This is a genomic window from Curtobacterium sp. SP.BCp, assembly GCF_051903255.1.
GTDB lineage: Bacteria > Actinomycetota > Actinomycetes > Actinomycetales > Microbacteriaceae > Curtobacterium.
The window spans coordinates 2,958,017-2,971,263 of sequence record NZ_CP194338.1 but is presented as its reverse complement, the minus strand read 5'-3'; the positions used below and the strand labels follow the sequence as shown (position 1 = coordinate 2,971,263).

Here is a 13,247-nt window from a genome sequence, read left to right as displayed (position 1 = left end):
TCGTCGTGACGTGCCTGGGACCGTCAGTGCGCGGCGGTCGCGATGCTCCCCGTCGCGGTCGCCGCGGCGTGCTCGAGCTTCGCGAGCCGCACCGACTGCCGGTTGATGAGCAGCCCGCCCGCGAGGGCGACCAGCACCAGGACGCCGGCCGAGATGCCGAACGCCACGTGGTAGCCGTCGAGCACCGCCTGGGCCTGCTGGAGCTTCGTCGGCGCCGCGGAGAGGTCTGCCAGCCGGTCCTTCACGACGTCCGCGAAGATCGTCGAGAGGAGTGCCGTGCCGATCGACCCACCGATCTGCTGCATGGTGTTGACGGTCGCGGACGCCACTCCGGCGTCGGCTCGGGCGACCCCGGTCGTCGCGGTGTTGATGGCGGACGAGAAGATCGTGCCCATCCCGAGCCCGATGACGACGAGCGCGGGCAGGACGGTACCGGCGTAGGTGCTGTCGAGGTCGGTCCGGAGCAGCATAAGCAGCCCGGTCGCAGCGACGAGGCCGCCGGCGAAGACGAGCACCTTCGGGCCGACCCGCGGCAGCAGCCGTCCGCCGATCTGCGTCGACGACACGATGATCGAGAGCGGCATCGGCAGGAACGCCAGACCGGTCTGCAGCGACGTGAACCCGAGCGTCTGCTCGAGGTAGTAGGTCAGGAACAGGAAGATGCCGAACATGCCGATCGCGACGAGGCCGATCGCGATGTACGAACCGCCTCGGTCGCGGTCGAGGACCACGCGGAGCGGCAGCAGGGGGTGCGCGACCCGGGTCTCGATGACCACGAACGCGGCGATGAGCACGACGCCAGCCGCGAGCATCACGATGGTCAGCGGATCGTCCCAGCCGTTCGTCTCGGCGTTCGAGAAGCCGTACACGATCCCGACCAGACCGGCCGTGATGGTGAGCACGCCAGCGACGTCGATCCGCGGGCGGTCGGCCTTCGGCGGCTTCGCCATGAACACCAGCGCCCCGATCACGCCGAGGACCGCGAAGACCACGTTGACGTAGAGGCACCAACGCCAGGTCGCGTACTCGGTGAGGACCCCGCCGAGCAGCAGGCCGAGTGCGGCACCCGAGCCCGCGATGGACCCGAAGATGCCGAAGGCCCGCCCGCGCTCCTTCGGGTCACGGAAGGTCGTCGTCAGCATGCCGAGCGCGGACGGGGCGAGCAGCGCGCCGAAGACGCCCTGCAGTGCGCGTGCCGCGACGAGGAGCCCGAACGAGTCCGCGAGGCCGCCGAGGACGGAGGCGAGCGCGAAGCCCACGAGCCCGATGATGAAGGTGTTCTTGCGGCCGAAGAGGTCGCCGAGTCGTCCGCCGAGGAGCAGGAGGGATCCGAACGCCAGCGAGTAGGCGGTGACGATCCACTGGCGCTGGTCGGTCCCGAAGCCGAGGTCGGCCTGGGCGGACGGCAGTGCGATGTTCACGATCGTGGCGTCGAGCACCACCATGAGCTGGGCGAGGGCGATGACCGCGAGGGCGATCCAGCGGCGGCTGGCGCGCTCGGGAGCGGCGGGCGGGGAGTCCTGGGTGGTGGGCGCGGACCCGGTCGGGGTCGGCGCGGTCTGTTCTGCCGTCACGGGCAGCCTCCTTCTGGAAGGTGGAGGGGGAAGGGTGGTCGGATCGACCGGAGAAAAACGGATGCTCGGCATCCGCTTGTGTCCAGTGTAGACCGAAACGGAGTCACCGCATCCGTTTGTTCCCAGAATCGTCAACTAGGTTTGGCCACGTGAGCACCACCGACCTCGACCGCCCCCTGCGCGCGGACGCAGCACGCAACCGCGAGCTGATCCTGCAGACGGCGCGGAAGTGCTTCGCCGAACGCGGTCTCTCGGTCACGCTCAACGACATCGCGCACGAGGCCGGGGTCGGCGTCGGCACGGTCTACCGCCGCTTCGCCGACAAGGACGCCCTGATCGAGGCACTGCTCGCGACGAAGTTCGAGGCGATGAACGGCGCCGCCGCCCGCGCTGCCGAGGAGCTCGACCCCCGCGAGTCGCTCCGCGTGTACCTGATGGGCGTGTTCGAGTTCCGCGCGCGCGACCGGGCGCTCGCCGACGCCATCGTGCGTGCCGGCAAGGCCCGCCCGTCGATCGTCGAGGAGCGCAACCGGCTCGAGACCCAGGTGTCCGAGATCATCCGTCGCGCGAAGGCCGCCGGCGTCGTGCGCGACGGCTTCGACTACCGCGACCTGCCGATGCTCACGCAGATGCTCGGCGCGGTCGCGGACACCACCCGCGCGACCGACCCCGACGCCTGGCGGCGCTACGCCCAGGTGCTCATCGACGGCGTGATGCCCCCGGAGCACGCCGACCCGATGTCCGGCACGCCGCTCGACCGGGAAGCCCTCGAACGGGCGCTGCAGCCGGGCAGCTGAACCCGGCCGAGGCTGCTACAGCCAGCTGGGCATCCAGTAGTGCGACCGGATGAAGTCCCACGGCATCTGGATCGCGGTCCACATCGGGTACCAGTACACGGACGCCAGCACGACGACCCCGAGGTACACGCCGACCCAGACGATCGCCCGGGTCCGGCGCGACCGTTCGTCCGTCCGGCGACCGAGCACCAACCCGATCGCCGCGGCGAGGGCCATCACCATGAAGGGCTCGAATGCGATCGTGTAGAACTGGAACACCGTCCGGTTCACGTACATCAGCCACGGCAGGTAGCCCGCCGCGACACCGATCAGCACGAAGCCGTACTCCCAGCGCCGACGCAGCACCCACAACACGAGCAACGCGACGACCGCGATGACCGAGGCGTACCAGATGAACGGGTTCGCGATCCCGGTGATCGCCTCGCCGCAGCGGGACGCCGTGCAGCCGTCCTGACCGGCGTCGGTCCCGACGTAGTACATCGACGTCGGCCGCTGCATGACGAGCCACAGCAGCGGATTCGCCTGGTAGGAGTGCGGTGTGTGCAGCCCGATGTTGAACCCGTAGATCTCGGACTGGTAGTGCCACCAGTTCTGCAGGCTGTCCGGCACCCACGCGAGCAGACCGGTCCAACGCTCGCCGCCGTTCGCGATCCAGTCGCGGTCCCAGCCGTCCCGTGACGTGAACCAGCCCGTCCAGGACGCCAGGTACGTCGCAGCGGCGATCGGCACGGTGAGCAGGAACGACACCGGAGCCTGCTGCAGGAACGCGCTCGACGACCAGAACTCGATGCCCGCCCGCCGCCGCATCATCATGTCGCTGAGCACCGAGTACACCGCGAAGAACGCCAGGAAGAACATCCCCGACCACTTCGTCGCCGTCGCGAGCCCGAGCGCGAGCCCCATCGCGATCAACCACGGCCGCCACCAGAGGAACGGTCCCCACAGGGTGTCCCGCCCGGCCGCGGTCCGTCGCGCCACCCACCGGTCGAGTCGACGCTCCGTCCACCGGCGATCGAGCAGCAGGGCACCGGCACCGAGGACCACGAAGAACGTCAGGATGCCGTCGAGCAGCGTCACCCGCGACAGCACGATCGCCTGGCCGTCGACCGCGAGCAGGAAACCGGCGAGGGTGCCGATCGCGGTCGAACGGAAGAGTGACCGGGCGATGACGGCGGTGAGGAAGACCGTGGCGATGCCGAGCACCGCGACCGTGATGCGCCAGCCGAACGAGCTGTCCGCTCCGAACACCAGCATGCCGAGGCCGATGAGGTACTTGCCGAGCGGCGGGTGCGCGATGAACTCCGCCGCCTGTGAGAACAGGTCGGTCTGTCCGTCGGCGAACCGTTGGTCCGTCGTCGGTGCGCCCTTCTCCGACGGGTTCGCCGGCCACGTGCCCTCGTACCCGAGGTGCACGATCGACCAGCCGTCCTTGACGTAGTACGTCTCGTCGAACACGAGCGAGTGCGGGTGGCCGAGGCCGACGAGCCGCAGCACGGCAGCGAGCAGCGTCACCGCGAGCGGCCCGGTCCACCGCCACACCGCGACCCGGGTGCCGGTCCGGAGGACGTGCGCCCACCAGTCGTCGAGTCGCGAGCCGGTCGGGCGGTCCGCCACGTCCCGGCGGTCGTCGGTCAGCTCGCTGGTCATCGCGGACATCCTACGGAGGCTCTCCATGACCAGGCTGCGACCTCCGGGGTGCTGTGGAGAGCCGTCGTGCGGCGACAATGGACGGGTGATCGTGCTCGCAGCAACCCCCATCGGCAACCTCGGGGACGCCTCCCGCCGGCTCGTCGAGACCCTCTCGAACGCGAGCGTCATCGCCGCCGAGGACACCCGCACCGCGGTGCACCTCATGCGCGCGCTCGCGATCGAGAACCGGCCGCGGCTCATCGCGCTGCACGAGCACAACGAGCGGGAGCGTGCCGCCGACGTCGTCGCACTCGCCCAGGACGACGACGTCGTGGTCCTCACCGACGCCGGCATGCCCGCGATCAGCGACCCCGGGTTCCCCCTGGTGGCAGCAGCCGCCGAGGCCGGTGTCACGGTCACGGCGATCCCCGGTCCGTCGGCGGTCCTCACGGCGCTCGCCGTGTCCGGCCTGCCGACCGACCGGTTCACCTTCGAGGGCTTCCCCACGCGCAAGCAGGGCGAGCGGCGCAGGTCGTTCGAGGCGCTGGCGGGGGAGCGTCGCACGATGGTCTTCTTCGAGTCGCCGCACCGGCTCGGCGACACCCTCGCCGACATGGCTGCCGCCTTCGGCGCCGACCGACGCGCCGTCGTGTGCCGCGAGCTCACGAAGCTGCACGAAGAGGTCCGACGCGACACGCTCGGCGAGCTCGCCGAGTGGGCCGCCGACGGATCGCGCGGAGAGATCTGCATCGTGGTCGAGGGGTCGTCCGGGAGCGACGACGTCACCTCCCTGGAGGACGGCGTCCGTCTCGTGCTCGAACGCGTCGCGGCAGGCACACGCATGAAGGAGGCCGCGGCGGCGGTCGCGGACGCGACCGGACTGTCGAAGCGGGACCTCTACGAGGGCGCGCTGGCGGCGAGGTGACAGGCAGATCGGCGGCCTGGAGGCGCGGGGCGGCGCCGCCCCGCGCCTCCAGTCCGAGTTGTCCACAGCCGCGTCATGCGCGCTCCGCGCGCCCGTAGGATGGTCCGCATGTCCGACGGGTCCTCCTTCAGCATCACCACGCCGATCTTCTACGTGAACGACGTGCCCCACATCGGGCACGCGTACACCGAGGTCGCCGCGGACATGCTCGCGCGCTGGCACCGTCAGCGCGGCGAGGACACCTGGCTGCTCACCGGGACGGACGAGCACGGGCAGAAGATCCTGCGCACCGCCTCGGCGAACGACGTCACCCCGAAGGAGTGGGCGGACCGGCTCGTCACCGATGCGTGGAAGCCCCTGCTCGAGACGGTCGACGTCGCCAACGACGACTTCATCCGCACCACGGACGAGCGTCACGAGCGTGGCGTCACGGCCTTCCTGCAGAAGCTGTACGACGACGGCTTCATCTACGCCGGCGAGTTCGAGGGGTTCTACTGCGTCGGGTGCGAGGAGTACAAGCAGCCGAGCGACCTCGTGGCCGGCACCGGGGCGTACGAGGGGCAGCAGGTCTGTGCCATCCACTCGATCCCGGTCGAGGTGCTGTCCGAGCGCAACTACTTCTTCCGCATGTCCGACTTCGAGCAGCGGCTGCTCGACCTCTACGAGTCGAACCCCGAGTTCATCCAGCCCGAGAGCGTCCGGAACGAGATCATCTCGTTCGTGAAGCAGGGGCTGCGTGACCTGTCGATCTCGCGGTCCAGCTTCGACTGGGGCATCCAGATCCCCTGGGACCACGACCACGTCCTCTACGTGTGGTTCGACGCGCTGCTGAACTACGTCACGGCGCTCGGCTACGGCTCCGAGGACGACGAAGCCTTCCATCGCCTCTGGCCGAGCGTGCACATCGTCGGCAAGGACATCGCCCGGTTCCACGCCGTCATCTGGCCGGCGATGCTCATGGCCGCCGGGCTCCCGGTGCCGGAGCGCGTCTACGGGCACGGCTGGCTCCTCGTCGGCGGCGAGAAGATGTCCAAGTCGAAGCTGACCGGCATCGCGCCGTCGGAGATCACCGACACCTTCGGATCGGACGCCTTCCGCTACTACTTCCTCCGCGCGATCACCTTCGGGCAGGACGGCAACTTCAGCTGGGAGGACATCTCCGCCCGGTACCAGGCCGAGCTCGCCAACGGGTTCGGCAACCTGGCGTCGCGCATCGTCGCGATGCTCGGCAAGTACTTCGACGGCGTCGTCCCGACGGCCGGTGCGTCGACCGACGCGGATCGTGCCGTCGAGGACCTCGCCCGCTCGGTGACCGAGCGCGCCGACGCCGCGGTGGGCTCCTTCGCGCCGCACGACGCGATCGCCACCGTCTGGGAGCTCGTCGACGCCCTGAACGGGTACATCACCGAGCAGGAGCCGTGGGCCCTCGCGAAGGACGACACGAAGCGCGAACGGCTCGCAACCGTGCTCGTCACCGCGCTGCGCGGCCTCGGTACCGTCGCGGTCCTGGTCTCGCCCGTGATGCCGAAGGCGACCGAGAAGCTCTGGGCGTCGATCGGAGCCGGCGGGTCCATCGCCGAGCAGCGCATCGACCGGGCATGGGAGTGGCAGGCGGCGGCGCAGATCGTGCCGCTCGAGTCCGGGCTCTTCCCGCGCATCGAGCAGCAGCCGGAGCAGGGCGCAGCGTGACCGACGCGGCGCACGTCCGTGCCCGCGGCGAGGGATCGGGCGGCGGGTCGAAGCGCGACCTGACGTACCCGCCCCTGCCGCAGGCGCTCGTCGTCCCGGTGTACGACAACCACACCCACATGGAGATCGCCGACGGCGTCGGGGAAGGTGGCGACGGGCCGCTCGAGTACCGCGAGCACCTCGACCGTGCGTCGAGCGTCGGTGTCCGGGGCGTCGTGCAGGTCGGTACCGACCTCGCGACCTCGCAGTGGTCCGCCTCCATCGCCGCTCGCGAGCCGCGCGTGCTCGCGGCCGTCGCGCTGCACCCGAACGAAGCACCCGTGCTCGACGCGGCCGGCAGCCTCGACGAGCACCTCGCGGGGATCGCCGAGCTCGCCGCCCTGCCCCGTGTCCGCGCGATCGGGGAGACCGGCCTCGACTTCTTCCGCACGGGTGAGGACGGCCGCGCTGCCCAGGTCCGCTCGTTCGAGGAGCACATCCGCATCGCGAAGGAGCACGACCTCGCGCTGACGATCCACGACCGCGACGCGCACGACGCCGTGGTCGAGGTCCTCGACCGCGTCGGCGCACCGGAGCGCACGGTGTTCCACTGCTTCTCGGGTGGGCCCGACCTCGCCCGTCTCTGCGCCGAGCGGGGCTGGTACATGTCCTTCGCCGGCACCGTGACGTTCAAGAACGCGCAGGACCTCCGCGATGCGCTCGAGGTCGCACCGCGTCACCTCATCATGGTCGAGACGGACGCGCCGTTCCTCACCCCGACGCCCTACCGTGGTCGACCGAACGCGCCGTACCTCATCCCGCTCACGCTGCGTTCGATGGCGGAGACCCTGCGCACCGACGTGTCGATGCTCGCCGCGCAGATCGCGTCGAACACCGAGACGGTCTACGGCGCGTGGGACGCCGAACCCGTCACGGTGGCGGAGTAGTCGTGGGCGCGCTCCTCGGACCGGCGGAGATCCGTGACCTCGCCGCGAAGCTCGACGTCACGCCGACGAAGAAGCTCGGGCAGAACTTCGTGCACGACGCGAACACCGTCCGTCGCATCGTGGCCTCGGGGCGGGTGACGCCGGAGTCCCGCGTCCTCGAGATCGGCCCGGGCCTCGGCTCGCTCACCCTCGGTCTGACCGAGACCGGCGCATCCGTCACCGCGGTCGAGATCGACGGACGCCTCGCTGCTCAGCTCCCGGCCACGGTGTCGGCCATGCAGCCGGACGCGCGGCTCCGGGTCGTGCACCAGGACGCCCTGACCGTGGCGGCGTCCGACCTCCCGGAAGCGCCGACGCACGTCGTGGCGAACCTGCCGTACAACGTCTCCGTCCCGGTGCTCCTGCACCTCCTCGCGACCTTCCCGAGCATCGAGCGCGCGCTCGTCATGGTGCAGGCCGAGGTCGGGTACCGGCTCGCAGCCGACCCGGGCAGCAAGGTCTACGGATCCCCGAGCGTCAAGGCTGCCTGGTACGGCTCGTGGTCGATCGCCGGTCAGGTCAGCCGTCAGGTGTTCTGGCCGGTGCCGAACGTCGACAGCGTCCTCGTGGGATTCGACCGCGGTGAGCAGCCCGGCGACGATGCCCTGCGGTCGCGGGTGTTCGTGCTCGTGGATGCCGCGTTCCAGCAGCGGCGGAAGATGCTCCGGCAGAGTCTGTCCGGGGTGCTCGGTGGCAGCGCACGGGCCGCCGAGGTGTTGACCGCCGCCGGGATCGACCCCACGGCGCGCGGCGAGGTCATCGGCGTGGACGACTTCGTGCGGCTCGGGCGGACGGTGCTTGCAGCAGGCTGACCGTCGCCCACCGCACATCCGGGAGGTTTCGTGACCGGCTTCCGATGTCCGTACGTTCTTCCTCACCTACCGAGGAGGAACGATGTTCGCACCGAACCGCGATCGCGTCACGCAGGCGGCGCGCGTCGCCGCGATCCGGAGCCGCGTCCGGAAGTACACCGCAGACGAGATGGCCGCGTTCCTCGCGCGACGGCCGGCGCTGGAAGGCACTGCGGAGGAGCGACAGGAGCAGTTGCACCGCGCATCGAACAGCGTGTGGCTCGACAGACCCATCAGCGAGTACCTCGGCTCCCGGTACGACACGTGAGCGCCGCGTCCGGGGAGCCAGTCGACTTCGGGTGGGACCGCGTCCTCGCATTCGAGGAATGCGTCGGATCACTCGACCTGGTGCTGCTCGACCCGCCCTTCCTGTTCCGCGCACTCGTTGCGTCGGAACCGGGGCACGAGAACGCCGCCGCGTTCCTGGCGCACCTGGATCTCCAGCAGACCGCCATGATCGTGTCGTCGCTGTTCGAAGTCGAGCTGCTCGAGGTAGCCGAGGGCCTGGGAAGACCCGAGCTGGTGGACGCATGGCTGGAGCACTTGCGATCGTCGAGCGTGCACACGGTGCCGCTCGACGGAGTCCTACCCGGTGCAACGGACCTCGTCTCCGAGCTCGGCGTGCCTGCCTCCGTGGCGGTGCAGGTCGTGACCGCGTGGGCTTCCGACGTGCCGGCGATCGTCACCACCCGTGCCGCCTTCGCATGCGTCGACGGGTTCTCGTTGTGCGTGAGCAATGACACGCTCGATGCAGCGCGAGCTCTCCGCAGTTGACGCGCCGAACGGTGCGATGCGATCGCGCCGGCCCTACGCTGACCGCATGAGCGACGGGACGGTGCGATCGCACACGCAGGGCGCGGGGCCGGAGCGCATCTTCGCGGCCACGGGGAAGTACCCCGACGACTGGCACGCCGAGCTCGACGCCGCCGGCGGCCAGCACCTCGGTCACACCGCGATCGCCGCCTGGCTCGTGGAGCACGGCGTCGACGGATGGTGGGCGCAAGGGGTCGCGATCGGCTACGAGCAGGCGCGCGGGCTGCGGATCCCGGGGCAGCGCTCCGACGGGACCTTCGCGGTCTCTGCGTCACGGCAGCTCCCCGGCGAGCGGGAGGCCGTGCTCGACCGCATCCTCCCCGTCGTCACCGCCGCGTTCGGGTTCGACCCGACGTCGCAGAGCCGCGGCGGCAAGCGGCCGTCGGCCCGCTGGACCTTCCCGGATCGCGAGTCGGTCCTCCTCAACACCGAGGACGGCCCCAAGCCCGGGACGGTCCGGGTCAGCGTGCAACGCGAGCGGCTGACCGGTCCGGAGCGGATGCCCGACGCGAAGGCCGAGCTGCAGCAGCTGCTCGCCAGCCTCTGACCACCGGACAGCCGGACGGGCGGGGCGGCCGAACGGGCGTCACGGCCGAACGGGGGAGTCCTCGGACGCCCGGAGCACCGCTACGCTCGCCGGGTGCCGCAACGACCCTCGAAGCTCGCCCGTGCCGTCACCGCGTCGTTCGTGGTCGGCGGCGTCGTGGTCGCCGCCCTCGCGTTCGTCGCGGTCGTGCACGACCCGACGAGCGACGCCGCGTGGGTCGCGATCCCGCTCGGCGTCCTGCTCGTCGTCTGGGGTGTCGCGTTCGCTCGGATGAGCGCTGACGACAGCCCCGACGACGACCAGACCGAGAACACGGCGCCGAGCACCGGACCGCTCACACGGGCGAGCGAGGCGATCGCGCTCCTCGGGGTCTACGTGGTGATGCGGATGCTCCACCGACCGCTCGACTCGGCGCTGGTCGGCGTCGGAGGAGTGCTGGCGCTCCGACTCGTGCAGCTCACGGTCGACCGGATCGTCCGGCGTCGCGAGGCGCGCAACGGCAATCCGGGGCCGGCGACCGACTGAGCGTCGCGCGCCGGTGCTGATCGCGGTCGCACAACCAACGTCCGTCGGCGCCGGGGATCCGCACGGTTCCGGTCGACTTCGGTTGTGCGAACGAACGGCGGGGCGAGCGCCTCGCCGTCAGTGCCCGCGACCGGCGAGCACCTCGATGAGCTGCTGCTGCGTCCCGTCCCGCTCGGACCACCGGAGCGGCAGCACGTTCTCGACGAGGATCTCCGGCGCGGCCCCGGACTCGAGCAGCCCCACGACCTCGTCGAGGAAGTCGTCGAGTGACATGCCCCCGAAGTCCGCACCACCGAGCAGGTCCGTGGCGACCGCCGGCGGTACGAGTTCGAGGACGGTGACCGACGAGCCGACGAGCTGCTGTCGGAGGGACTGCGTGTACGAGTGCACGGCGGCCTTCGTCGCGCTGTAGGTCGGCGTCGCAGCGAGCGGGGTGAACGCGAGGCCCGACGACACCGTGACGAGGGTCGCGGCCGGACGGGTGAGCAGGTGCGGCAGGAACGCGTCGACGAGCCGGATGGTGCCGAGCAGGTTCGTCTCGATCGTGGCGACCGCGGTCTCGACGTGGCCGGGTTCCCGGAGGTCCTCGGTCCGCATGATCCCGGACATCGTGACGACGGAGTCGAGCGTCGGGTGGGCAGCGAGCACGGTGTCGGCGGCCGCGGCGACCGACGCCGGGTCGGCGACGTCCACGACCACGGTGTCGAAGCCGTGCTCATCGTGGAGGGTGTCGAGCAGGGCCGCCCGACGCCCGCCGATGACGACGGTGCTGCCGGCGGCCTGCAGGCGGAGCGCGAGTCCGAGGCCGATGCCGGAGGTCGCGCCGGGGATGAAGACGGTGGCGTTCGTGATGTCCATGTCCTCCACGATCCTCGCCGGTCGCCCGTGGAACCAGAGCGCGCTCATCGGGGGACCGCCGATCCCTGGCTCGGACCGGGTACGCGGTGCACGATGTCTGCATGGACCGTGCTGCCCTCGCCGACTTCCTCCGCCGCCGCCGCGAGTCCCTGCGACCCGAGGACGTCGGCCTCGGGTCGGGTGCACGCCGGCGGACGCCGGGTCTGCGGCGCGAGGAGGTCGCGGCCCTCGCGGGGATGTCCGCCGACTACTACACCCGACTGGAGCAGCAGCGCGGGCCGCAGCCGTCCGAGCAGATGGTCGCCGCCGTCGCTCGCGCGCTCCGCTGCTCCCTCGACGAGCGCGACCACCTGTTCCACCTGGCCGGCCACAACGCGCCGGTCCGGGTCCACCGTTCGGACCACGTCGACCCGGCGGTGCTCCGGGTGCTCGACCGGCTCGAGGACACCCCGGCGATCGTGGTGAACGACCTCGGTGAGACCCTCGTCGAGAACCGGCTCGCGGCGGCACTCCTCGGCTCGACGGTGGACCTGCCGGGCAACGAGCGCTACCAGCCGTGGCGGTGGTTCACGACCGAGGCCGAGCGGGCGAAGTACGCGCCGGAGCAGCACGACCGCCTCGCGCGGGCACAGGTCGCGAGCCTCCGCGCGGCGGTGGGCGCTGCCGGCCCCGGGGACCGTCGGGCACAGCAGCTGATCGCCGACCTGGAGCGCGAGAGTCCCGCGTTCCGGGAGCTCTGGGCACTCCACGAGGTCCGCACGCGCTGGGAGGACCACAAGACCTTCGTCCACCCGGAGCTGGGCCGCATCACCGTCGACTGCCAGGTGCTGCACACCGACAACCGGGCGCAGGCCCTCCTGCTCTTCACGGCGCCGCCCGGCACCGAGGACGCGCAGAAGCTCGAGCTCCTCGGCGTCGTCGGCTCGCAGCAGTTCGACGCATCCGGTGCGGCGAGGTAGCACCGCGTCACACACCTGGCTCGCTGTCACACGCCGTGCCTAGGGTGGACGCGTGAGCTCTCCGCGCGTGTACGTCATCCACGAGAACCCCGAGTGGTTCCCGCCGCTCGCCGCCGCCTTCGCAGCCGAGGGCGTCCCGGTCGAGGAGATCCTCCTCACCGACGGTCAGATCGACCTCGCCGCGGAGCCGGCGCCGGGCGTCTACTGGAGCCGGATGTCGGCATCGAGCCACACCCGCGGCCACGAGCACAGCAAGGAGTACACCCGGGCGCTCCTCGGCTGGCTCGAGCGCTCCGGCCGGACGGTCGTGAACGGCAGCCACGTCCTCGAGCTCGAGGTGTCCAAGGTCGCCCAGCACGGCCTGCTTCGCGACGCCGGGTTCGACGTGCCGCGCACCACCGCGGTGTTCGGGGCGGCGGGGCTCAAGAACGCCGCCCGGACCTTCACGGGCGGGCAGGACGTCCCCTTCATCACGAAGCACAACCAGGGCGGCAAGGGCCTCGGGGTGCGCCGGTTCGACTCGCTCGCCGAGTTCGACGCGTACGTCGACAGCCCCGAGTTCGAGGCCCCGGTCGACGGCATCACCCTCCTGCAGGAGTACCTCACGGCCCGCGAGCCGTTCATCACGCGCCTCGAGTTCGTCGGCGGCGAGTTCGTCTACGCCGTCCGTGTCGACACGAGCGCCGGCAGCTTCGAGCTCTGCCCCGCCGACGCATGCGAGGTCCCGCAGGCCATCGCCGGTGCCGTGTGCGACGTGCCGGGCACCGAGGGCCCGGCCGACGCGCCGGCCGCGTTCAGCGTCCGCGAGGACGTCACCGCGTCGCACCCGCTCGTGCAGCAGCTCCGCACGTTCCTGGCCGAGCAGCGCATCCCGATCGCTGGAGTCGAGTTCATGGAGACCACCGACGGCCGTCACGTCGTCTACGACATCAACACGAACACGAACTACAACCCCGCGGTCGAGGCCGTCGCACCGGTCTCGGGACCGCGCGCGATCGCGCGCTTCACCGGCGGCCTGCTGGCCGCGCAGTACCAGACCGCCGCGGTCTGAGGACCAAGCCACCCACGGCCTGGAGGCACGGTGCGGGCCCGCCCCGTGCCTCCAGGCCGGTACT

At 71.0% G+C, this 13,247-nt stretch carries 14 protein-coding genes; 11 read left to right on the top strand and 3 right to left on the bottom strand.

Going from position 1 to position 13,247, the window contains the following annotated elements; translation table 11 throughout:
* Positions 1 to 23: 23 nt before the first annotated feature.
* Positions 24 to 1,574: an MFS transporter gene (locus tag ACRQ4C_RS14105; RefSeq protein WP_439689095.1), complete on the bottom strand. Its 1,551-nt coding sequence runs from the start codon at positions 1,572 to 1,574 to the stop codon at positions 24 to 26.
* A 149-nt stretch (positions 1,575 to 1,723) separates the two neighbouring features.
* Between ACRQ4C_RS14105 and ACRQ4C_RS14100 the strand changes: the two genes are divergently transcribed.
* Complete coding sequence (locus ACRQ4C_RS14100) at positions 1,724 to 2,371, top strand: TetR/AcrR family transcriptional regulator (RefSeq protein WP_290134044.1); 648 nt, start codon at positions 1,724 to 1,726, stop codon at positions 2,369 to 2,371.
* Positions 2,372 to 2,386: 15 nt separating this feature from the next.
* Here ACRQ4C_RS14100 and ACRQ4C_RS14095 read toward each other — a convergent pair whose 3' ends face one another.
* Entirely contained in the window at positions 2,387 to 4,018 is a 1,632-nt protein-coding gene (locus tag ACRQ4C_RS14095; protein WP_439689094.1) for a dolichyl-phosphate-mannose--protein mannosyltransferase, read from the bottom strand.
* A gap of 85 nt (positions 4,019 to 4,103) precedes the next feature.
* On the opposite strand from ACRQ4C_RS14095, the gene rsmI reads away from it, so the two are divergent.
* The 8 genes from rsmI (at position 4,104) to ACRQ4C_RS14055 (ending at position 10,315) form a co-directional block, all read left to right on the top strand.
* Entirely contained in the window at positions 4,104 to 4,925 is an 822-nt protein-coding gene (gene rsmI / locus ACRQ4C_RS14090; RefSeq protein WP_439689093.1) for a 16S rRNA (cytidine(1402)-2'-O)-methyltransferase, read from the top strand.
* A gap of 108 nt (positions 4,926 to 5,033) precedes the next feature.
* Positions 5,034 to 6,614, top strand: coding sequence for a methionine--tRNA ligase (gene metG, locus ACRQ4C_RS14085; protein ID WP_439689092.1), 1,581 nt, complete (start codon positions 5,034 to 5,036; stop codon positions 6,612 to 6,614).
* A complete protein-coding gene (locus tag ACRQ4C_RS14080; protein ID WP_400412651.1) occupies positions 6,611 to 7,540 on the top strand; it encodes a TatD family hydrolase in 930 nt (309 codons plus the stop codon). Before metG ends, ACRQ4C_RS14080 begins: the two co-directional genes overlap by 4 nt.
* A gap of 2 nt (positions 7,541 to 7,542) precedes the next feature.
* Positions 7,543 to 8,391, top strand: coding sequence for a 16S rRNA (adenine(1518)-N(6)/adenine(1519)-N(6))-dimethyltransferase RsmA (gene rsmA, locus ACRQ4C_RS14075; protein ID WP_290134051.1), 849 nt, complete (start codon positions 7,543 to 7,545; stop codon positions 8,389 to 8,391).
* An 82-nt stretch (positions 8,392 to 8,473) separates the two neighbouring features.
* Entirely contained in the window at positions 8,474 to 8,698 is a 225-nt protein-coding gene (locus tag ACRQ4C_RS14070) for a hypothetical protein (RefSeq protein ID WP_439689091.1), read from the top strand.
* Positions 8,695 to 9,204 (top strand): type II toxin-antitoxin system VapC family toxin, encoded by a 510-nt coding sequence (locus ACRQ4C_RS14065; protein WP_439689090.1) that lies wholly within the window; start codon positions 8,695 to 8,697, stop codon positions 9,202 to 9,204. The genes ACRQ4C_RS14070 and ACRQ4C_RS14065 overlap by 4 nt, the downstream gene beginning before the upstream one ends.
* A gap of 46 nt (positions 9,205 to 9,250) precedes the next feature.
* Positions 9,251 to 9,790: a hypothetical protein gene (locus ACRQ4C_RS14060; RefSeq protein WP_439689089.1), complete on the top strand. Its 540-nt coding sequence runs from the start codon at positions 9,251 to 9,253 to the stop codon at positions 9,788 to 9,790.
* A 93-nt stretch (positions 9,791 to 9,883) separates the two neighbouring features.
* On the top strand, positions 9,884 to 10,315 hold the full coding sequence (locus tag ACRQ4C_RS14055; RefSeq protein WP_439689088.1) for a hypothetical protein: 432 nt from the start codon (positions 9,884 to 9,886) through the stop codon (positions 10,313 to 10,315).
* A 117-nt stretch (positions 10,316 to 10,432) separates the two neighbouring features.
* On the opposite strand, the gene ACRQ4C_RS14050 is transcribed toward ACRQ4C_RS14055, so the two are convergent.
* Positions 10,433 to 11,173, bottom strand: coding sequence for an SDR family oxidoreductase (locus ACRQ4C_RS14050; protein WP_439689087.1), 741 nt, complete (start codon positions 11,171 to 11,173; stop codon positions 10,433 to 10,435).
* Between the two features lie 101 nt (positions 11,174 to 11,274).
* Between ACRQ4C_RS14050 and ACRQ4C_RS14045 the strand changes: the two genes are divergently transcribed.
* Positions 11,275 to 12,132, top strand: a complete 858-nt coding sequence (locus tag ACRQ4C_RS14045; protein ID WP_290134060.1) for a helix-turn-helix transcriptional regulator — start codon at positions 11,275 to 11,277, stop codon at positions 12,130 to 12,132.
* A gap of 52 nt (positions 12,133 to 12,184) precedes the next feature.
* Positions 12,185 to 13,183 carry an ATP-grasp domain-containing protein gene (locus ACRQ4C_RS14040; RefSeq protein WP_439689086.1) on the top strand — a complete coding sequence of 333 codons (999 nt, stop codon included), beginning with the start codon at positions 12,185 to 12,187 and terminating at the stop codon, positions 13,181 to 13,183.
* Positions 13,184 to 13,247: the final 64 nt, after the last annotated feature.

Excerpts from the sequence above, each read along its gene's own strand:
- ACRQ4C_RS14045 (WP_290134060.1), top strand. The coding sequence starts at position 11,275 with ATGGACCGTGCTGCCCTCGCCGACTTCCTCCGCCGCCGCCGCGAGTCC.
- ACRQ4C_RS14095 (WP_439689094.1), bottom strand. The coding sequence starts at position 4,018 with ATGACCAGCGAGCTGACCGACGACCGCCGGGACGTGGCGGACCGCCCG.
- ACRQ4C_RS14070 (WP_439689091.1), top strand. The coding sequence starts at position 8,474 with ATGTTCGCACCGAACCGCGATCGCGTCACGCAGGCGGCGCGCGTCGCC.
- metG (WP_439689092.1), top strand. The coding sequence starts at position 5,034 with ATGTCCGACGGGTCCTCCTTCAGCATCACCACGCCGATCTTCTACGTG.
- ACRQ4C_RS14060 (WP_439689089.1), top strand. The coding sequence starts at position 9,251 with ATGAGCGACGGGACGGTGCGATCGCACACGCAGGGCGCGGGGCCGGAG.
- ACRQ4C_RS14050 (WP_439689087.1), bottom strand. The coding sequence starts at position 11,173 with ATGGACATCACGAACGCCACCGTCTTCATCCCCGGCGCGACCTCCGGC.